Annotated in this window: 18 protein-coding genes and 1 pseudogene; 8 read left to right on the plus strand and 11 right to left on the minus strand. The window is 64.1% G+C overall.

Annotated features, from left to right (window positions below; translation table 11 throughout):
* Nucleotides 1-86 precede the first annotated feature (86 nt).
* Nucleotides 87-1,895, plus strand: coding sequence for a DUF885 domain-containing protein (locus BMY84_RS19270; protein ID WP_093085803.1), 1,809 nt, complete (start codon nucleotides 87-89; stop codon nucleotides 1,893-1,895).
* A 358-nt stretch (nucleotides 1,896-2,253) separates the two neighbouring features.
* Here BMY84_RS19270 and BMY84_RS19275 read toward each other — a convergent pair whose 3' ends face one another.
* A complete protein-coding gene (locus BMY84_RS19275) occupies nucleotides 2,254-3,849 on the minus strand; it encodes an isocitrate lyase (protein WP_093085805.1) in 1,596 nt (531 codons plus the stop codon).
* A gap of 141 nt (nucleotides 3,850-3,990) precedes the next feature.
* Between BMY84_RS19275 and BMY84_RS19280 the strand changes: the two genes are divergently transcribed.
* Nucleotides 3,991-5,388 (plus strand): helix-turn-helix domain-containing protein, encoded by a 1,398-nt coding sequence (locus BMY84_RS19280; RefSeq protein WP_093085806.1) that lies wholly within the window; start codon nucleotides 3,991-3,993, stop codon nucleotides 5,386-5,388.
* Here BMY84_RS19280 and BMY84_RS19285 read toward each other — a convergent pair whose 3' ends face one another.
* Entirely contained in the window at nucleotides 5,389-6,627 is a 1,239-nt protein-coding gene (locus BMY84_RS19285) for a dipeptidase (protein ID WP_093085807.1), read from the minus strand.
* 202 nt (nucleotides 6,628-6,829) lie between these two features.
* On the opposite strand from BMY84_RS19285, the gene aat reads away from it, so the two are divergent.
* On the plus strand, nucleotides 6,830-7,567 hold the full coding sequence (aat, locus tag BMY84_RS19290) for a leucyl/phenylalanyl-tRNA--protein transferase (RefSeq protein WP_093085809.1): 738 nt from the start codon (nucleotides 6,830-6,832) through the stop codon (nucleotides 7,565-7,567).
* Between the two features lie 35 nt (nucleotides 7,568-7,602).
* Here aat and BMY84_RS30850 read toward each other — a convergent pair.
* From BMY84_RS30850 to BMY84_RS19305, 3 genes and pseudogenes are all read right to left on the minus strand, one after another.
* A pseudogene (locus BMY84_RS30850) lies at nucleotides 7,603-8,025 on the minus strand (DUF2155 domain-containing protein); the annotation flags it as partial.
* The gene (locus BMY84_RS19300; RefSeq protein WP_093085810.1) at nucleotides 8,022-8,420 is read right to left on the minus strand and encodes an NADH:ubiquinone oxidoreductase subunit NDUFA12; all 399 of its coding nucleotides are present in this window, start codon (nucleotides 8,418-8,420) and stop codon (nucleotides 8,022-8,024) included. The pseudogene BMY84_RS30850 and the gene BMY84_RS19300, both read right to left, overlap by 4 nt.
* Before the next feature lie 49 nt (nucleotides 8,421-8,469).
* Entirely contained in the window at nucleotides 8,470-8,997 is a 528-nt protein-coding gene (locus tag BMY84_RS19305; RefSeq protein ID WP_093085812.1) for a DUF192 domain-containing protein, read from the minus strand.
* A 506-nt stretch (nucleotides 8,998-9,503) separates the two neighbouring features.
* On the opposite strand from BMY84_RS19305, the gene BMY84_RS19310 reads away from it, so the two are divergent.
* Both BMY84_RS19310 and BMY84_RS19315 read left to right on the plus strand, forming a co-directional pair.
* Nucleotides 9,504-9,791, plus strand: coding sequence for a hypothetical protein (locus BMY84_RS19310; RefSeq protein WP_143075094.1), 288 nt, complete (start codon nucleotides 9,504-9,506; stop codon nucleotides 9,789-9,791).
* A gap of 149 nt (nucleotides 9,792-9,940) precedes the next feature.
* On the plus strand, nucleotides 9,941-10,231 hold the full coding sequence (locus BMY84_RS19315) for a LysR family transcriptional regulator (RefSeq protein WP_093085815.1): 291 nt from the start codon (nucleotides 9,941-9,943) through the stop codon (nucleotides 10,229-10,231).
* A gap of 197 nt (nucleotides 10,232-10,428) precedes the next feature.
* Here BMY84_RS19315 and BMY84_RS19320 read toward each other — a convergent pair whose 3' ends face one another.
* Nucleotides 10,429-10,950 (minus strand): regulatory protein RecX, encoded by a 522-nt coding sequence (locus BMY84_RS19320; RefSeq protein WP_093085816.1) that lies wholly within the window; start codon nucleotides 10,948-10,950, stop codon nucleotides 10,429-10,431.
* A gap of 186 nt (nucleotides 10,951-11,136) precedes the next feature.
* Between BMY84_RS19320 and BMY84_RS19325 the strand changes: the two genes are divergently transcribed.
* Both BMY84_RS19325 and BMY84_RS19330 read left to right on the plus strand, forming a co-directional pair.
* A complete protein-coding gene (locus BMY84_RS19325; protein ID WP_093085818.1) occupies nucleotides 11,137-12,858 on the plus strand; it encodes a fatty acyl-AMP ligase in 1,722 nt (573 codons plus the stop codon).
* A gap of 139 nt (nucleotides 12,859-12,997) precedes the next feature.
* Nucleotides 12,998-15,298: a putative bifunctional diguanylate cyclase/phosphodiesterase gene (locus BMY84_RS19330; protein ID WP_093085819.1), complete on the plus strand. Its 2,301-nt coding sequence runs from the start codon at nucleotides 12,998-13,000 to the stop codon at nucleotides 15,296-15,298.
* Between the two features lie 2 nt (nucleotides 15,299-15,300).
* Here BMY84_RS19330 and BMY84_RS19335 read toward each other — a convergent pair whose 3' ends face one another.
* The 5 genes from BMY84_RS19335 to aroQ form a co-directional block, all read right to left on the minus strand.
* Complete coding sequence (locus BMY84_RS19335; protein WP_093085873.1) at nucleotides 15,301-16,050, minus strand: ParA family protein; 750 nt, start codon at nucleotides 16,048-16,050, stop codon at nucleotides 15,301-15,303.
* An 84-nt stretch (nucleotides 16,051-16,134) separates the two neighbouring features.
* The gene (locus BMY84_RS19340; protein ID WP_093085820.1) at nucleotides 16,135-16,479 is read right to left on the minus strand and encodes an arsenate reductase family protein; all 345 of its coding nucleotides are present in this window, start codon (nucleotides 16,477-16,479) and stop codon (nucleotides 16,135-16,137) included.
* Nucleotides 16,476-17,828 (minus strand): acetyl-CoA carboxylase biotin carboxylase subunit, encoded by a 1,353-nt coding sequence (gene accC / locus BMY84_RS19345; RefSeq protein WP_093085822.1) that lies wholly within the window; start codon nucleotides 17,826-17,828, stop codon nucleotides 16,476-16,478. The genes BMY84_RS19340 and accC overlap by 4 nt, the downstream gene beginning before the upstream one ends.
* Before the next feature lie 14 nt (nucleotides 17,829-17,842).
* The gene (gene accB, locus BMY84_RS19350; RefSeq protein ID WP_093085823.1) at nucleotides 17,843-18,331 is read right to left on the minus strand and encodes an acetyl-CoA carboxylase biotin carboxyl carrier protein; all 489 of its coding nucleotides are present in this window, start codon (nucleotides 18,329-18,331) and stop codon (nucleotides 17,843-17,845) included.
* 93 nt (nucleotides 18,332-18,424) lie between these two features.
* Nucleotides 18,425-18,865 carry a type II 3-dehydroquinate dehydratase gene (gene aroQ / locus BMY84_RS19355; protein ID WP_093019222.1) on the minus strand — a complete coding sequence of 147 codons (441 nt, stop codon included), beginning with the start codon at nucleotides 18,863-18,865 and terminating at the stop codon, nucleotides 18,425-18,427.
* Nucleotides 18,866-18,976: 111 nt separating this feature from the next.
* Between aroQ and thiS the strand changes: the two genes are divergently transcribed.
* Nucleotides 18,977-19,978 (plus strand): sulfur carrier protein ThiS, encoded by a 1,002-nt coding sequence (thiS, locus tag BMY84_RS19360; protein ID WP_093085824.1) that lies wholly within the window; start codon nucleotides 18,977-18,979, stop codon nucleotides 19,976-19,978.
* Nucleotides 19,979-20,154: the final 176 nt, after the last annotated feature.

Genomic DNA, 20,154 nt, shown 5'->3' on the forward strand with positions numbered 1-20,154 from the left:
GCCAAGCTGTTGAACAGCCGTCAAAAGAGCGCGTCGCGGGCGGCACCCCCTTGCCGCCTCTCAATCCCATAATGGAGCCCCCAGTCGTGAACCGACGCCAATTTCTTGCCACCAGCGGCGCCACCGCGCTTGTCGCCGCTACCCCCAACGCCTTTGCGCAAACAGGCGCCGCCGATGCGCGCTTCCGCGCGATGCTGGACGATTTCTTCTATGGCCGCCTCGCTGAATCCCCGGAAAGCGCGACCCGCCTTGGCCTCGACACCGGCGCGCGGGCGGCGTTGCGCGGCAAGCTGTCCGACACCAGCGCGGCCGGGGCTGCGCGCGATCTGGCCCGGACCAAGGTGCAGGTGAAGCAACTCGCCAGCGTCGACCGCGCCAAACTCAGCCCTGCCAGCCAGCTCGACTATGATGTCGTCGCCTATCAGTTGGACCGCGCCGTGGGTGGCGAGCGCTTCGGCTATGGCGAGACGGCGGGCCGCTATGCGCCCTATATCCTCAGCCAGCTGACCGGCAGCTATCGCGAAGTGCCAGACTTCCTCGATTCGCAGCATCGCGTGAAGGATGCGGCGGACGCCGACGCCTATCTCTCCCGCCTTGAAGCCTTCCCCGCCGCCATGGACGGCGAACTGGCCCGGCAGAAGGCGGATGCGGCCAAGGGCGTGTTCGCGCCCGACTATATTCTCGACACCACCATGAAGATGCAGGCGGCGCTGCGCGACCAGCCCGCCGCGCAGACCGTGCTGGTTGCGTCCTTCGTGAAGAAGCTGGCCGCCGCCGGCCTGCCGCCCGAACGCGCCGCGCAGGCCGAGAAGATCGTCGCCGAGAAGATCTTCCCCGCCGTCGATCGCCAGCGTGAACTGGTGGCGCAGTTGCGCGCGAAGGCCAGCCATGATGCCGGCTGCTGGCGCCTGCCCGATGGCGAGGCCTTCTATGCCGCCGCCGCCGAAGCTGCGACCACGACCCGGCTGACCGGCGATGAAATCCACCAGATGGGTCTGGATCAGGTCGCCAGCATCTCGTCGCGGATCGACGCGATCCTGAAGGGCGAGGGCATGAGTCAGGGCAGCGTGGGCGACCGTCTGGTCGAACTCAACAAGCGCCCCGACCAGCTTTACCCCAATACCGATCCGGGTCGCGAGGCGCTGCTGGCGCAGCTCAACAGCCAAATCATCGCCATGCAGAAGCGACTGGGCGAGAGCTTCAACACCGTGCCCAAGGCCCCGGTGGAGGTCCGCCGCGTGCCGGTGACGATCCAGGCGGGCGCGCCGGGCGGCTATTATCAGAATGCCTCGCTCGACGGATCGCGCCCGGCCATCTACTTCATCAATCTGCGCGACACGTTCGACCGGCCGAAATTCGGGCTGGCGACGCTCAGCTATCATGAGGCGGTGCCGGGGCATCATCTTCAGGTGTCGGTCGCGCTGGAATCGGATTCGATCCCGATGATCCGCCGCCGCGGCTTCTACAGCGGCTATTCGGAGGGCTGGGCGCTCTATTCGGAGCAGCTGGCCGACGAAATGGGCATGTATGAAGGCGATCCGCTGGGGCAGGTCGGCTATCTGCAATCCTTGCTGTTCCGCGCCACCCGTCTGGTGGTGGACAGCGGCATGCACGCCAAACGGTGGAGCCGGGAGAAGGCGACCGATTATCTGATCGGCACCACCGGTATCGCGCGCGGTCGCAGCCAGGGTGAGATCGACCGCTACACCGTCTGGCCGGGTCAGGCATGCAGCTACAAGATCGGTCACACCGTCTGGACCCAGCTGCGCGACGAGGTGAAGGCGAAGCAGGGCGATAAGTTCGACCTCAAGCAGTTCCATGATGTGCTGACGCTGGGTGCAATGCCGCTCGACATATTGAAGCAGACGGTGCGCCAGCGCGCGGGGATTGCCTGAAGCCTCCGTCGTCATTGCGAGCGGAGCGAAGCAATCCACTTCAGCGCTACATGGATTGCTTCGCTACGCTCGCAATGATGGCTCAGCGTTCAATGAAAAAACGACCCGGCGGTGCGCCCGCCGGGTCGTCCAGTTCCTTCCACCCAAATCCGCGAAGGGCCAAATCCTCTAAAGATGTCGAGGTCCCCGCGGGTTGGTTCTGTTTCGCGACGCGGTCCGCGAAATTCCTGATGCATCCACCTACCCGGCGGTATCGGGGGATCGCCGGGGAGATGGAGCGCTTGCGGCCTGCACGCCGCAAAGTTGGTTCCTTCATCCCCGCAAAGGCGAGGAGGAGGCTATTGGTCTTTGGGCCGGGTTAAGCCGCAAACTGGTTCATCGTATTGTGCGCGCCGCCGGCCTTGAGCGCGGCTTCACCGGCGAAATAATCCTTGTGATCGTCGCCAATGTCGCTTCCGCTCATATTCTGGTGCTTCACGCATGCGATGCCCTGACGGATTTCCTTGCGCTGCACGCCCTCGACATAGCCCAGCATGCCCGCCGCGCCGAAATAGTCCTTGGCGAGGTTATCGGTGCTGAGCGCCGCCGTATGATAGGTCGGCAGGGTGATCAGGTGATGGAAGATGCCGGCCCGCGCCGCCGCATCCTTCTGGAAGGTGCGGATCTTCTCGTCAGCCTCCAGGCCAAGATCGGTCGCGTCATAATCCGCGCTCATCAGCTTCGCCCGGTCATAGGCGCTGACATCCTTGCCGGCTTCGACCCAGGCGTCATACACCTGCTGGCGGAAGTTCAGCGTCCAGTTGAAGCTGGGCGAATTATTATAGACCAGCTTGGCGTTGGGGATGACTTCGCGAATGCGGTCGACCATCGACGCGATCTGCTCGATATGTGGCTTTTCCGTCTCGATCCACAGCAGGTCCGCGCCATTCTGGAGCGAGGTGATGCAATCGAGGACGCAGCGGTCCGCGCCCGTGCCTTCGCGGAACTGGAACAGGTTGCTGGGCAACCGCTTGGGCTTCAGCAGCTTGCCGCCGCGATTGATGATGACGTCGCCATTGGCCTGCGTAATGTCGCTAATCTCTTCGCAGTCGAGGAAGCTGTTATACTGGTCGCCAATGTCGCCCGGTTCCTTGCTATAGGCGATCTGCTTGGTCAGGCCCGCGCCCAGCGAATCCGTCCGCGTGACGATGATGCCATCATCGACGCCCAGTTCCAGAAAGGCGTAGCGGCAGGCGCGGACCTTCGCGAGAAAGTCCTCATGCGGCACCGTGACCTTGCCGTCCTGATGGCCGCACTGCTTTTCGTCCGAAACCTGATTTTCGATCTGGAGCGCGCAGGCGCCCGCCTCGATCATCTTCTTGGCCAGCAGATAGGTCGCTTCCGCATTGCCGAAGCCCGCGTCGATATCCGCGATGATCGGGACGACATGGGTTTCATAATTGTCGATCGCGTGAGTCAGGCGCTGGGCCTCGACTTCGTTGCCGGTTTCGCGCGCCTTGTCGAGATCGCGGAACATCATCCCCAGTTCGCGGGCGTCGGCCTGCTTCAGGAAGGTGTAGAGTTCCTCGATCAGCGCGGCGACGCTGGTCTTTTCGTGCATCGACTGGTCGGGCAGCGGGCCGAAATCGCTGCGCAGCGCGGCGACCATCCAGCCGGACAGGTACAGATATTTCTGCTTCGTGGTGCCGAAATGCTTCTTGATCGCGATCAGCTTCTGCTGGCCGATGAAGCCGTGCCAGCAGCCCAGCGACTGGGTGTAATTGGCTGGGTCCAGATCATAAGCGGCCATGTCGCGGCGCATGATGCCGGCCGTGTATTTGGCGATGTCGAGGCCGGTGTTGAAGCGGTTCTGGAGCTTCATGCGGGCGACGGATTCGGCGTTGATGCCATCCCAGGTGCCGGGGTGGCTGCCGATGAGGCTCTGGGCCTTTGCGATACTGTCCTGATAGGTCATGGCCGTTTTCCTTGCGTCCGGTGAGCTGTTGCCCCCGACCTAATCGCCTCTTTTGCAGTGCGGCAGTCCTCCTGAAGTTCAGTTGTCGATCTTTACAAAATTCTGCTGTAAAGTTGTAAAGCCTGCACAGGAGCATGAGTCATGGCCAAGGATCGTCCCGTCTATATGGGGCCGCGCTTGCGGCGGCTGCGGCGTGAACTGGGCCTGACCCAGGCCGACATGGCCGCCGATCTGGAAATCAGCGCCTCCTATGTCGCCCTGCTGGAGCGCAACCAGCGGCCCTTGACCGCCGACATGCTGCTGCGGCTGGCGCGCACCTATAAACTCGATATGGCCGAAGTGGCGGGGGATGGCGGCGCGGAACAGACGGCGCGGTTGCAGGCGGTGCTGAAAGACCCGATGTTTGCCGATATCGATCTGCCGCAACTCGCGACCGGCGATGTCGCGGTCAATTATCCCGGCATCACCGAAGCGCTGCTGCGCCTCTACACCAGCTATCGCGAGGAACATCTGGCGCTGGCGGACCGGGGTGCGGGGCCGGAGCGGCAAGAGGATGTCGCCGATCCCGTCGCCGAATCCCGCCGTTTCCTGGCCGCGCGGCGCAACAGTTTCCCGTTGCTCGACGATGCGGCGGAGAAGCTGGCCATCGAAGCGGAGGCGGAGGGCAGCCTGTCCGGCTGGCTGAAGGCCCGGCATAATCTGCGCGTGCGGCGGCTGCCGACCGATGTGATGGCGGGATCGATGCGGCGGCTGGACCGGCATCGCGATGCGGTGCTGCTGGATGATACGCTGGACAGCGCCAGTTCGCAATTTCAGCTGGCGCTCCAGATTGCCTATCTGGAAATGCGCAAACCCTTCGACGCATTGCTGAAGGACGGGCAGTTCAGCGGGGAAAGCGGCCGACGTCTCGCCCGGCGGGCGCTGGCCAGCTATGGTGCGGCGGCGATCCTGATGCCTTATACCGCCTTTGCCAAGGCGGTGGAGGCGAAACGCTATGATGTCGAGGCGCTGGCCCGCCAGTTCGGTGCCAGTTTCGAACAGACTGCGCATCGGCTGACCACGCTGCAAAAGCCGGGGCAGGAGCGGGTGCCTTTCTTCTTCCTGCGGGTCGATCCGGCGGGCAATGTCAGCAAGCGGCTGGACGGTGCGGGCTTCCCCTTTGCGCGCCATGGCGGGTCGTGTCCGCTCTGGTCGGTGCATCGGGTGTTCGAAACGCCGCGTGAAGTGGTGACGCAATGGCTGGAGCTGCCCGATGGTCAGCGCTATTTTTCGATCGCGCGCACGGTGACGGCGGGCGGCGGGGGATGGGGCGCGCCACGGGTGGAGCGCGCCATTGCGCTATGCTGTGCCGCCGAACATGCCCATCGGCTGATCTACACGCAGGATGCGCCGCCCGTGGAGCCGACGCCGATCGGCGTCACCTGCCGCCTGTGCCACCGCGCCCAGTGCATGGCCCGGTCCGCCCCGCCGATCGGGCGCGACATGTTACCCGACGATTATCGCCGGACCCGCGCGCCCTTCGGCTTTGCCGATGGATGATCAGCCGGCGGGCGTGGCCTGCATCTGGGCGGCGACTTTTTCGGCCGTCGCCATCACGCGCAGCACATTTTCGCCCGCCAGCTTGGCGATATCCTTGTCGCTCCAGCCGCGGCGCATCAATTCGGCCAGCAGCGCCGGATAGGTCTGCACGCCCGACAGGCCCTGCGGCAGAGAGCCGACACCGTCGAAATCGCTGCCCAGCCCGACATGGTCGACGCCCGCCACCTTGGCGATATGGTCGATATGGTCGGCTACCTCACTCAGGGTCACGACAGGTTCGGGATTGGCTTTCTCCCACTCGGCGAGTGCCTTCTTCGCGCCTTCCGGATCGCCGATATAGAGGCCGCCAAAGGGCGGAGCGTTGTAGCGGGCCATTTCCGCGCTGCGGTTGGCGCTCCAGATACGGCGTGCTTCGGACACATATTGCGGCGCGTAGTTGACCATCACCACGCCGCCATTGGCCGCGACCTGCTTGAGCACCGCGTCCGACACGTTGCGCGGCGTGTTGCAGATCGCCCGCGCGCTGGAGTGGGAGAAAATGACCGGCGCCTTGCTCACCCGCAGCGCGTCCAGCATCGTGCCTTCGCTGACATGGCTGAGGTCGACCAGCATGCCCAGCCGGTTCAGCTCCGTCACGACGCTTCCGCCGAACGGGGTCAGCCCGTCATGCTGGGGATTGTCGGTCGCACTGTCCGCCCAGGCGATGGTGCGGCTGTGCGTCAGCGTCAGATAGGAGGCGCCAAGGTCTTTATAGGCGCGCAGCACGGCCAGGCTGCCGTCGATCTGGCCGCCGCCCTCGACCCCGATCATCGACGCGATCCGCCCGGCCTTGTGCGCCGCGCGGGCCTGCGCGGCGGTGGTGACGAAAGCGAAGTCATTGGGATAGCGGCGCGCGAAACTGTGGGCGAGGTCGATCTGTTCCAGCGTATCCTGCACCTGTTGCAGTTCGGGCAGGTCGGCCGACACCCAGACCGACCAGAATTGCCCGCCGACCTGCCCGGCGCGCAGCCGTTCGATATCGGTGTGGAACTGGGCGGGGTTCAGATGGCGCAGGTCCATGGTCCAGCGCGCGTCCTTCATCTTGTCGGTCAGCGCTTCGGGCCAGTCATTATGCCCGTCGATCAGCGGCGTGGCCTTGAGGACCTTCGCGATCCGGGCGGTATAAGGATCAGCGTCGGCGGCATGAGCGGACGGGACGGCGAGGAGGAGCGGCAGCAGCGCCAGAGGGAGAGTCTTCATGGGCCGGGAGGCTAGGGCGGCGCCCGGTCAAGTCAATCTGTCGACAGGCTTTTCTCCCGCCGATAACCTGCTGTGCGATACCCCAGGTTATGGCCGGCGCAAGAAAGGGCGGCGGCCTGACCTTGCCCCGACCCGCGCCGTGCGATTTTTTGCAAAAACCGGTTCCCGTTTTCCCCTGCCATGCTCTACTCCTGAGCATCGAATGATGATCGATCCGCTCGTCCTGCTTCAGGCCTATTCCATCGGGGTCTTCCCCATGGCCGACGATCGCGATGCGGAAGAGGTCTATTGGGTCGAGCCGAAACGCCGGGCGATCCTGCCGCTCGATGGTTTTCACCTGTCGCATTCGCTGTCCAAGGTGATCCGCCGCGATCGCTTCCGCGTCACCGCCAACCGCGCCTTCGCCAGCATCCTGGCCATGTGCGCCGAATCGGCGGACGATCGCCCGTCGACCTGGATCAACCATGCGATCGAGCAGGCCTATCGCCATCTCCACGAAACCGGCTTCGCCCATTCGGTCGAGGTGTGGGACGGGGAGGAACTGGTCGGCGGCCTCTATGGCGTGGCGCTGGGCCGGGCCTTTTTCGGCGAATCGATGGTGTCGCGCCGGACCGATGCGTCAAAGGTGGCGCTGGCCTGGCTGGTGGCGCGGATGCGCTTTGGCGGCTTCACCCTGCTCGATTGCCAGTTCATGACGGATCATCTGCGCAGCATGGGCGCGGTGGAGATCAGCCAGCGCGACTATCTTCAGTTGCTGGGCGGGGCCGTGGGCGGCGTGGCGCTGGGCGCGGGGGCCGTGCTGTCCGGCTCCGGCGCGGCGGCGGAGCTGGCATTCGCGCCGCTGGCCGGGGCCGCCGCATCGCCCTTGCCGCCGATCTTGACCGTGTCCGGGCCGGTTTCGGGCCATTCCATCGCACAGCTTCTGACCCACACGTCATAGACCGGGTGCTGCACGACATTGCGGTCGGGCCGTTCGCGGAAGATCCAGCCGGAGAAAGCGCGCCGCCACTTGCCGTCCGCGCTGGAGCGCACGTCCAGCTGCACGAAGGCGCCGGTATCCTGCACATTTTCCCAGGGGGCGGTGGTTTCGCAGGCCTGAAGACGGACGATCGCATCGCCCACGCGCAGCGCTTCGCCCGGCTTCATCGTCAGGTCGCGGGTCAGGCCGTTGCGCTTGTTGAGCAGGCCGATCACGGCGGTCCGCTGCGCCATCGGCGTGCCGGGCAGGGCGTCCTTGCCTGCGGTCTGGATCGGGCTGCCCTCGACCTTCACCGGGCCGGACTGATTCGCGGCCGGTGCCTCGCTCTTTCCGCACCCCGCCAGCGCCAGCGCGCAGGACAGGGCGGGAATCGCCTTATGCAGGATCGGCGGGAAAACCCCCGCCGGACGCCGGGTCATGCCGCGTCGGGGCTCCAGGCTTCATAGTCGCCGGTCGCCTTCTGGCGCTGGCCGCCCTTTTCGAGCGCACCCGACGGACGATAGGCGTTGGTCGTGCCGGTCAGGTTGACGCTCGATTCCTTTTCCCAGATGCGCGGCGGCGGCAGGAAGCTTTCGGGCGCACCCTCGATCGAGTGATGCAGCCAGCCATGCCATTCGGCCGGCACGCGGCTGGCATCGTTAGAGCCATTATACATCACCCAGCGGCGCGTCAGTCCATTGGGGTCGGTGCCGCCCTCATAATAGACATTGCCTTGATGGTCCTCGCCCACTTTCTTGCCCTTGCGGGCCGTGAAGAGCCAGGTGCCGAAGGTGGCGCCATTCCACCAGGTGAAGACGTTAGCCAGGATTCCCATGCGCCAGCGCTTAGCCGCTGTGACGGGCGCGGGCAAGGAGGATATGGCGTCAGTTCGCCTTGTCGGGACAGAAATTGAGGTCGGTCGCTTCCTTGCCACCCGGCACGGCGCAACCACCCCACTGGACGCGGTCGCCTTCCGCGATGCCCAGTTCCGCAGCGCGCCCGCCGCGCAGTTCCAGCACGGCGGTCACCGGCACCCCGGCCGACACGGGGACACGCGAATAGGGTTCGGCGCTGGCCTTCAGAAAGGCGATCGTCCCGTCGGTGTGGATGAAGAGCATGTCGAGCGGGATCAGCGTGTCCTTCATCCAGAAACTGGCGGTACGCGGCGGCTCCATCGGAAACAGCATCCCGCCATCCGCGCCCAGTTCCTTGCGGAACATCAGGCCCTTTTCCTGTTCCAGCGGGGTCCGGGCAACCTCCACGTCGAAGCGGTGGGTGCCGTTGGCGGCGCGGATGACGGCCGGTAGAGTCAAGGCCTCGGCCTGCGCCGGTGCGCCATTCTCGGCGGCGGAAGGCGGGCTTGAGCAGGCGGCGAGGAGGCCGAGCGCGAGGAGGGCGGGGAAGCGGATCATGAAGCGATGCCTAATGCGATTCGCGGGCGATGGCGAGGCAGGGTTGGGGAAGGGCCGTGATCGTTCCCCGTGCGTTGCCTTTCCTCCTTCCGTCACCCCAGCGGAAGCTGGGGTCTCCGGCGATAGCGCGAAAGGCTTGAACAAGCGCCACGCTCAACTGTTTTGCGCTATCGCCTGAGATGCCAGCATTCGCTGGCATGACGGGTTGCGACCGAGGCTGTGTAAAAACATCTCGTCGCAAACGAAATGAGCACTATCTGAATCCGGGCGGTTGCCTTGCCGCACGAAAAGAATCCGGCGCGGGCAATCCCTGAATCAATCATGCGCCGTTGGGCCGCGCGTTCGCGTTTTTACACAGCCTCGACCAGTTTTTGCCGTTCCCGGCCTCTATCCCACTTCTGAGTTGCGGACGTTCAGGCAGCATGAGACCATACCCTATGCAGATTAGGATATATGAAGGTGAGATGCTCATTGGAACCGCCGTTCTAGAGCATTTGGACCCGCCTATGGGCGTGGCTTCCGGACCATTCTCGCCTTCTGAGCACTACAACCGCGATGCTCACGCGAATATGATTGAGGAAGAATATGTAGGAGACCGGGGCCAATCACTGGCTGCCATTCTCGTTCAGCATAACATGCCAGCAGTGGCTTCAATTGCTATCGAAGACTGGTCTGCCTCGAACCTCGGTGTGCAGTTGACCCTATTCTTCAAAGACGGTGAGACCTTCGCGGCCCTTTTTGCCAAGCATCCGGATTACAGAGCGTATTACCCGCACCTAGATAGCGGCAGCTAATCGCCATTCCGGCACCAGAAGCTGCCATTCCGTAAATCACCCTTTGTCGTCATTCCCGCGTAGGCGGGATGACGTTGCGGGAATGATGCGGCTATCGTCTCCCCACAACGCCCTTTCCTAATAGGATTTCCTTTGATCTATCCTGATGGATGGAACAGTCCTTCTCCCCCAATCCGCCCGCGCCCGGCGCGACCCTCCCGGCTGACCGAAACCGCTGGACGCCGGAGCGGCAACGGCTTTTTCTCGCCAGCCTGCTTGCCACCGGCAATGTCACCCATGCGGCGCGCGCTGTCGGCATGTCGGCGGCCAGTGCGCATCGCCTGCGCCGTCGGCTGGACGGCACGCCATTTGACCGGGCATGGGGGCGGGCGCTGGCGCTCTATGCGCAAAGTCTGGCCGATCCCTTCGCCAACTCTCCGAAACCAGCGCCCCGAAAATAGGGACCCAACAGGCGCGTCGCTGATGCGAAGGCGGCGCGTCATTCTGATCCGACAGGATGCTTTTGTGACCCGACTGTCGCTTCGATGGCGCCTGGCCGACGCATGGAGGCCGCATCTGGCCCGAAAAATTCGGCCAGCGACGGTGTGAACTTCGCAACTATGACCCTGATGTGACCCTTTGCCGCATGGTGCCGCCCCTATTCTTCCGTCAATTCCTCTCCCGGCGCGGCATCCACCCATCGCCGCGCGATCGCATAGCCATGGCCCGCCCGCAGGAAGGCGGCGATCGCTTTTTCGCGCTGCTTGGGGTCGAGCGGGGCGGTCGCATAGGGGCCGATCCGTTTGCGCCGGGCGAAGCGCTCGGCCGCCGTCCAGGCTTCGGACGCGGTTTGCGCATCGGCCTGTTCCCGGTCGCTTTCCGCTATGCCTGCCGCCCGCAGCGTCTCGTCGATCCGCCGTGCGCCATAGCCGCGCCGGGCCAGCGCCGCGCTCTTCATCACGGCATAGCCGGCATCGTCGATATAGCCGAGGTCCACGAAGCGTTCGGCCAGTCCTTCCGGATCAGCGGGCTGTTCGCCGCCCCAGCCGCGTTCGCGGATCTTGCGCGTCAGATAGGCCAGCAGCTTGCCCCGGCTGGTGGCGAAGCGGGCGACGTGACGCAGCGCCATGTCGCGCAATATGGCTTCATCCAGCGGCGGGGGGAGGCGTTTGCCGGTCATATTGCCTCTTAATGGCGGACGCGCCATCTTTATGCCACAGTCGGGCCGGAATTTTACCGCGCCTTGTCGGCTAATAAGCGAAACTGGAATGGAATAGGCGGTGCAACTGGCGCTTAAAGCTGCTAGCGGCCGCGGTTTCACGATTTTGAAGACATTGGGTCAACCAATATGACGGGTTCGCAAGAGATGATGGCACCAACGCCGACGACCGATAATCTGCCACGCCGCTTCTCGGATTTCGAGACGCTGGGCGAAGCGCTGGACTATGCGGCGCAGGGCAGAAGGGGCCTTAATTTCCATGACGCGCGCGGCAATCTGGCGCGGCCCTATCCGTTCAGCGAGTTGCGCGACGATGCCGTCGCCTGCGCCCACCGCCTGATCGCCCATGGCGTCAAGCCGCAGGATCGCGTGGCGCTGGTCGCCGAAACCGGCCCGGACTTTGCGACCTTGTTCTTCGGCATCGTCTATGCCGGCGCCTGGCCGGTGCCGCTGCCGCTGCCGACCAGCTTTGGCGGCAAGGAAAGCTATATCGATCAGCTCAATGTCCAGCTTTCCAGCTGCGACCCGATGCTGTTCCTCTTCCCCAAGGAACTGGAAGAGATGGCGGGCGAATCGGGCCGGCAGAAGGCGGTCGAAAGCATCGCGTTCGAGGATTTTCTGGCGCGTGAGGCAGTCCCCGTGGACCTGCCGCAGGCCCAGCCGCACGAAATCGCCTATCTGCAATATAGCAGCGGTTCGACCCGCTTCCCTCATGGCGTCGCGGTGACGCATCATGCGCTGCTCAGCAACCTGTCGGCGCACAGCCATGGCATGGAAGTGGTGGAAAGCGATCGCTGCATCAGCTGGCTGCCCTGGTATCATGATATGGGTCTGGTCGGCTGCTTCCTGTCGCCCGTCGCCAATCAGGTGTCGGCCGACTATATGAAGACCGAGGATTTCGCCCGCCGTCCGCTGGCCTGGCTGGACCTGATCAGCCGGAATGAGGGCACCTCGATCAGCTATTCGCCGACCTTCGGTTACGACATTTGCGCGCGCCGCATGTCGAGCCAGACCAAGGCGGCGGACCGGTTCGACCTGTCGCGCTGGCGCCTCGCGGGCAATGGCGCGGACATGATCCGCCCCGACGTGATGCAGAGCTTCGTCGACGCCTTTGCCGACGCGGGTTTCAGCCCCAAGGCGTTCCTGCCCTCTTATGGTCTGGCCGAAGCGACTCTGGCCGTTACCATCATGCCGCCGGGCGAGGGCATCATCGTCGAACTGGTCGAGGAAACCGACCTGTCCGGCGGCGCAGCGCCCGAAGGCCGTCCGCAGCGTTTCCGCTCGATCGTCAATTGCGGCAAGCCCGCCAAGGACATGATCGTTGAAATCCGCGACGAGGATGGCGGCCTGATGAACGAGCGTCAGATCGGCAAGGTGTGGACCACCGGCCCGTCGCTGATGGTCGGCTATTTCCGCGATCAGGAAGCGACCGACGCCTGCATGGCTGACGGTTGGCTGGACACCGGCGACATGGGCTATCTGTCCGACGGCTATCTCTACATTGTCGGCCGCGCCAAGGACATGATCATCATCAACGGCAAGAATCACTGGCCGCAGGATATCGAATGGGCGGTGGAGCAGCTTCCCGGCTTCAAGCAGGGCGACATCGCCGCCTTCGCGATCACGACGCCCGGTGGCGAGGAGGCCCCCGCCGTGCTGGTGCATTGCCGCACCTCCGACAATGAAGAGCGCTCGCGCCTGCGCGACCAGATTCGCGAGCGGGTTCGCGCCATCACCGGCATGAACTGCGTCGTGGAACTGGTGCCGCCGCGCACCCTGCCGCGCACCTCTTCGGGCAAATTGAGCCGGTCGAAGGCGCGCAATCTCTATCTGACCGGCGAAATTCGTCCCTACGACATCGCCGCCTGACGGGCTGGCGAAACGAAAAAGCGTTTCGCCGCCTTCAAGTTACTGATTGATAACCCGTGGCTGTTACCGCAGTCGCGTGATTAGCAAAGGGAAACAGGTCGCCGATCAGGATCGTCAGGCGCGCACGTCGTTGCGGGCCATGATGGGCCTGTCGCCCGTTTCCGGCCCGGTCGGCAGCCGCGTGCTGAAGGCGCAACTCCACTCCGCCGACAGCGTGGCGGTGCTGCGCTATGGCATGAGCCTGTGCGGCCTGCTGTTCCTGTGGCAGTTTTTCTCCCGCTGCTGCCCGCCGATGGTGCTGCTTGGTTGGACTGCCGCTCTGGTTGGCGCCATCGTCATCGGCGCGCTGCTGGATCGTCAGCGCCGCCGGGCGGACAATATCGGCCTGACCGCCGTCGACTTGCGCCGTCATGCTCTGGGCGCGCTGTTGCAAGGGCTGGTCTGGGCTGCCTGCATAGCATTGTTGTCGCAATCCGGGCATACCGAGCAACTGGTGGCGCTGTGGACGCTGGTCAGTTGCGTCATGGTGTGCGGCGCGATCAGCTATGCGGCGACCCCGCTGGCGGCCGCGGCTTTCCTACTGCCCTGCATTGTCGGATTGTTCGGCATGTTCCATGATGGCGGTCAGCTCCCGCTGCGGGCGCTGGCGACCAGCTATGCCCTGTCGCTGCTGGTCGGCTGTTTCATCTACGCCCGCACCTTCGCGCGCCAGCATGGCACCACCGCCCAGCTTGCGGAAAAGAGCGAAGTGGTCAGCCTGCTGCTGCGCGAATATGAGGCAGGTGGCTCCGACTGGCTTTGGCAGATCGATGCCATGCGCCGGATCAATGGCGTGTCGACGCGCTTTGCCGAAATGCTGGGCATGGCGCCGGACAAACTGGAAGGCGCGCCGCTGGTGCAGATATTGGCCGGCAGCGGCTGGGACAGCGGGCGCTTCGCCGCCGGGCTGCACAGTCTGGCCGATCATTTCAAACATCGTGAGAGTTTCAGCAATCTGGTCCTGCCCGTCGAGGTGCAGGGGCGCTGGCGCTGGTGGGAATTGTCCGCGTCGCCCCGTTATGATGAAAATGGCGTCTTCATGGGTTTCCGCGGCGTGGGGTCCGATGTCACGGCGCAGCGCGAATCGGCCGACAAGATCGCCCAGCTGGCGCGATTCGATCCGCTGACGGGGCTGCCCAATCGCAGCCATCTGCGCGAAGCACTCGACAAGGCGCTGGAGGCGGCGCGGGGACGATCGCCCGGTTGTGGGTTCCTGATGGTCGATCTCGACCGGTTCAAGGCGATCAACGATACGCTGGGGCATCAGACGGGCGACAAGCTGTTAAGCCAGGTGGCCCGGCGCCTGTTGCAGGTGTGCGGCGAGAATGAGGTTTGCGGGCGGATCGGCGGGGACGAATTTGCCGTCGTGCTCCCGCATATTCGCGACAGCGCCACGATCCCGCGGCTGGCCTCGGCGATCATCGGGGCGCTGTCGGCCCCTTATCAGGTCGACGAACATATGCTCTATGTCGGGGCGTCGGTAGGCTCTGCTATGTCGCCGTTGGACGGGGGGGAGGCCGAAGCGCTGACGCGCAGTGCCGATCTGGCGCTCTATCGTGCGAAGGGTGAGGGCGGCGGGTTGCATTGCGCCTATGAGCCGCAGCTTCATGCGCAGGCCGAGGAGCGTCGGCAACTGGAGCAGGCGTTGCGCGTGGCACTGGAGAAAGACCAGCTTCATGTCCTGTATCAGCCCGTGGTCGACGCCACGCAGGGGGCGGTCGTCGGCTTCGAAGCGCTGGCACGCTGGACCCATCCTGAACTGGGCCCGATCTCTCCGGCCAAGTTCGTGCCGGTGGCGGAGGAAGCGCGGCTGATTGCGCCGATCGGCGAATGGGTGTTGCGGACGGCCTGTCTGGAGGCCGCGAATTGGCCGGAAGATGTGCGCATCGCCGTCAATGTCTCGCCGGAACAGCTGACCCATTCCAGCTTCGTCACGGCGGTTATTTCGGCGCTGGCGCAAAGCGGGCTGGATGCCCGCCGGCTGGAGCTGGAAGTGACCGAGAGCGTCTTCATGAACGAGGATGCCGGTGCGTTGAAGGTGCTGGATCAATTGCTGGGGCTGGGTATCCAGTTGTCGCTGGACGATTTCGGCACCGGCTATAGTTCGCTTGGCTATCTCAGCCGCACGCGCTTCAACACGATCAAGATCGACCGCAGCTTCGTGGTCGGCGCGTCGAAGAATACCGCCGAGAGTCTGGCGATCATACGCGCGGTGGTTACGCTGGCAGATAGCCTGGGCATGGCGACCACAGCCGAGGGTGTGGAGACGGAGGCCGAGTTGCAGATGGTGCGGCGGCTCGGCTGCAAGAAGGTGCAGGGCTATTATTTCGGCCGGCCTATGCAGGCGCGGGATGCGGCGCGGCTGTTTCCGGCGACGCCGCAGCGGGCCATCGGGCGGTAGTCTTATCCGGACTGAAGCTGGCGCTCGACCAGGGTCCAGAGTGTGGCGAAGGCCTGGGCTGGAGGCGATGCCGGAGCGAAGGCGCCCAGCGGTTTGCGGCGCACGGTCATCTGTTCGATCGTGCTGGCCATGGGAATGGCATGCCAGCCGGACTGGCTCTCCAATGCCGTGCGGTGCAGGCTGCGGCGGCGATCGACCATCGAATAGACCGGCATGATCGGCGCATGGCTGCCGCCGCGCTGGACGAGATAGCGGGCGACCTCCCCCATGGCGCGTTGCGACAGGGGGGAGGGGATGACCGGGATGACGATCAGGTCGGCGGCGCGCAGCACTTGCTCGCTGGTTTCGGTGAGGCCGGGCGGGCAATCGAGGATGATCCGGTCATAATCCTTGCCCAGGCTGTCGATCAGCTTGGCGAGCCGCTTCTTCTTGTCCATTTCGCGGAACAGATGGTCGAGCCCGCGCAGCGAAGTGTCGGCGGCGATCAGGTCCAGCCTCGGCACGGTCGATGGCTGGATCAGCTTGCGGATGTCGACATCCTTGCTGAAGATCGCCTGCGCGGCGTCGCGGCTGGTCTGGTCGGTCTGGATCAGCCAGCTCGACGCGCCCTGCGGATCGAGATCCCAGAGCAGGGTGCGGCGTTTCGATATGGAGGCCGACGCCCAGGCCAGATTGATCGCGAAGGTGGTTTTGCCCACGCCGCCCTTGAGGCTGTAGACGGCGATGGTCGCCAATGCCGGTTCCTTTGCCATGAAGAGGAAGCTACGGCTTCCCGCCGTCAAAGCAAGGGCTCAAATCAGCCTCTTGTTACGTTGCCGTGACAAGAGGCTGGATAATCACAGGATTTCAAGAACCTTGTCCTGCGGGCGGCAGAAGCGGACGCCCTTTTCGGTCTCGACGAAGGGGCGGTTTACATAGGCCGGGTTGGCCGCCATTTCGTCCAGGATCGCGTCCGCCGGCATGTCCGGCAGGCCGCGTTCCTCGGCATCGGTGCCCATCTTGCGGATCGCTTGCGCCGGGGTCATTCCGGCGTCGGCCAACAACTGGACCAGCTTGTCGCGGGTGAAGGGGGTCTTCAGATATTCGACCACCTCCACATCGACGCCGGGCGTCTCCTCAAGGATCGCCAGCGTCTTGCGCGAAGTCCCGCATTTGGGATTATGCCAGATGGTGGCTTTCACTGGCCGTCCTGCTTCGCAAGCCATTCCTCAAGCCACTTGATGGTGTAGTCGCCATTGAGGAATTCGGGATCGCGCAACAACGCCTGATGCAGCGGGATGGTGGTCTTCATCCCTTCGATCACATATTCCTCCAGCGCGCGCTTCAGGCGCATGATCGCACCTTCGCGGGTGCGGCCATAGACGATCAGCTTGCCGATCATGGAGTCATAATAAGGCGGCACCTTATAGCCCTGATACAGGCCGCTATCGACGCGGACGTGCATGCCGCCGGGGACGTGATAGCTGGTGACAGTGCCGGGCGAGGGCGCAAAGGTCTTGGGATCTTCGGCGTTGATACGGCATTCGATCGCGTGGCCGGTGAAGCGGATATCTTCCTGAGACACCGACAGCGGCTTGCCTTCGGCAACGCGAATCTGTTCGCGGACGAGATCGAGGCCGGTGATCATCTCCGTCACGGGATGTTCCACCTGAAGCCGGGTGTTCATCTCGATGAAGTAGAATTCGCCATTTTCCCACAGGAACTCGATCGTGCCAGCACCGCGATAGCCCATGTCGGCCATCGCCTTGGCGCAGACACCACCGATCCGTTCCCGCTCGGCCTGCGACAGGACGGGCGAGGGGGCTTCTTCCAGCACCTTCTGGTGGCGGCGCTGGAGCGAGCAGTCGCGTTCGCCAAGGTGGATGGCGTTGCCATTACCGTCGCCGAACACCTGGATTTCGATATGGCGCGGATTGCCGAGATACTTCTCGATATAGACGGTCGCGTCGCCGAACGCGGCCTTCGCTTCCGAACCCGCCTGCTGCATCAGCGTTTCGAGCTGGTCGGGCGAGGTGCAGACCTTCATACCACGACCGCCGCCGCCCGAAGCGGCCTTGATGATCACCGGATAGCCGGCGGCTTGCGCGATGATCTTGGCTTCCTCGACATCGCTGACCGCGCCGTCCGAACCGGGGACGAGCGGCAGGCCGAGCGCGCCAGCGGTGCGCTTGGCTTCGATCTTGTCGCCCATGGTGCGGATATGTTCGGGCTTGGGGCCGACGAAGGCCAGCCCGTGCGCTTCCACGATTTCGGCGAACTTGGCATTTTCCGACAGGAAGCCGTAACCGGGATGGATCGCATCCGCGCCGCTGATTTCCGCCGCCGAGATGATCGCGGCGATGTTCAGATAGCTGTCCTTGGCTGCGGGCGGCCCGATGCAGATCGCTTCGTCAGCGAGGCGCACATGCATGGCGTCGGCATCGGCGGTGGAGTGCACCGCGACGGTCTTGATGCCCATTTCATGGCAGGCACGATGGATGCGAAGTGCGATCTCGCCGCGATTGGCGATCAGCAGTTTCTCGATGGCCATAAGCGGTCCGGGCCTTATTCGATGACGATCAGCGGCTGGTCATACTCGACCGGCTGACCGTTATCGACCAGCACGGCCTTGACCGTGCCGGCGACGGGGGCGGTGATCGCGTTCATGACCTTCATGGCTTCGACGATCAGGATGGTTTCGCCGGCGGCAACCTGCGACCCGACGCGGGCGAAGGGGGCGGAGCCGGGTTCGGCCGACAGATAGGCGGTGCCCACGATCGGCGATTTGACCACCGTGCCCGAAGGCAGGGCGGAATCGGCGGTCGGCGCAACAGGCGCTGCGGCGGCCACGGGGGCAGCAGCGACGGGTGCGGCAGCAGGCGCGGCGGCGTAGACGGGCGCGGCGGCGGACGCAGCCTTGCGCGCGACGCGGATCTTCCGGTCGCCGTCCTCAACCTCGATTTCGGTGAGGTTGGTGTCGTCCAGCAGCGCAGCGAGATCGCGCACCAGCTGTACGTCCACCTGCATTGCGCCCTTTTCTTGTTTGTCGGTCATGTGAAGTCCCTGGCCGGTGAATATCGTTTCTGGTGCCCGCGCCTATGCGCATTTACGGCAAAGCGCAACTTTCGTGCGCCCAAATGCGATGCGCTACAGTTCCAGCGCGGCCTCCAGCGCCAGCATGTAGGACATGGGGCCAAAGCCCGCGATCGTGCCCTTGGCCGCCATGCCGACATAGCTTTTATGGCGGAAAGCCTCGCGCTTGTGCGGGTTGGACAGGTGGATTTCGATCACCGGCACGGTGATGCTCTTGATCGCGTCATGCAGGGCGATCGACGTGTGGGTGTAGGCGCCGGGATTGATGATGACGGCATGGGCACCCTCCACATGCGCTTCCTGCAACCAGTCGACCAGATAGCCTTCATGGTTGGACTGGCGGAAGACGATCTCCACATGGGCGCGGCCGGCGACATCCTCCATGCGTTCGGCAATGTCGTCCAGCGTGTCATAGCCATAGATTTCCGGCTCGCGGGTGCCCAGCATGTTGAGGTTCGGGCCGTTGAGAACATAGATTTTGCGTGTGTCGGCCATGGCGAACCCTTCTGATGTTGCTTGGCGGGCAAGGCCGCCTCTATATGCGCCAAGATCCTTAGCCCTTCCCGTCTCGCCTAGTCGAGACTCCTTCTTGTCCGGGACAGCGCAGTGAGCATAGACGGCACCATCTCCATCCACATCAATGGCGAGCATCGCCGCATCCGCGACGGCCTGACGCTGGCCGAACTGGCGAGCGAACTGGGTTTCGTGCCGGAGAAGGTGGCGGTGGAGCGCAATCTGGAGGTCGTGCCGCGATCGACACTTGCTCATGTGAAGGTCGAGGATGGCGACGATCTGGAGATCGTGCATTTTGTGGGCGGTGGCGACGTGTCGTCTGTGGATGACGATAGCTGGAGCGTGGCGGGCAAGATTTTCCGGTCGCGCCTGATCGTGGGCACCGGCAAATATAAGAGTTTCGAGCAGAATGCGGCGGCGGTTGCCGCTTCGGGCGCGGAAATCGTGACCGTGGCGGTGCGCCGGGTCAATGTGAGCGACCCCAAGGCGCCGATGCTGACTGACTTTATCGATCCCAAGAAGATCACCTATCTGCCCAATACGGCCGGTTGCTTCACAGGCGAGGATGCGATCCGCACCCTGCGACTGGCGCGGGAAGCGGGCGGATGGGATCTGGTGAAGCTGGAAGTGCTGGGCGAGGCGCGGACGCTGTATCCGGATATGGTCGAGACGTTGCGGGCTACAGAAGTCCTCGCCAAGGAAGGCTTCAAGCCGATGGTCTATTGCGTCGATGATCCGATCGCGGCCAAGCGGCTGGAGGATGCGGGCGCGGTGGCGATCATGCCGCTGGGCGCGCCGATCGGGTCGGGCCTGGGCATCCAGAACAAGGTGACGATCCGCCTGATCGTGGAGGGCACGAAGCTGCCGGTGCTGGTCGATGCGGGTGTGGGTACCGCGTCCGAAGCGACTGTGGCGATGGAACTGGGCTGTACCGGCGTATTGATGAACACCGCGATTGCCGAGGCGAAAGACCCGGTGCTGATGGCCGCCGCGATGAAGGCGGGTGTCGAGGCGGGGCGCATGGCCTATCGCGCGGGGCGCATGGGCAAGCGCATGTATGCTGATCCCTCGAGTCCGCTGGCCGGACTGATCTGAAGCCGGGGTGCCGTTGCCGTTAGGGTGAAGGGGCGGCGGCGGGATTCTCCTACGAAGTTCACAGTGTCGTCGGGCTTTTTTGGCCAAACGCGCCTGCGAAGCGCTCGCGACGCGCCTGCTTCGCCTCACTGACGCGCCGGTGGGGTGGGAGGTCGCGCGTCTGTGACGCGGTTGTT

Origin of the sequence: Sphingobium sp. AP50, assembly GCF_900109095.1 — a bacterium.
Classification (GTDB): Bacteria; Pseudomonadota; Alphaproteobacteria; order Sphingomonadales; family Sphingomonadaceae; genus Sphingobium.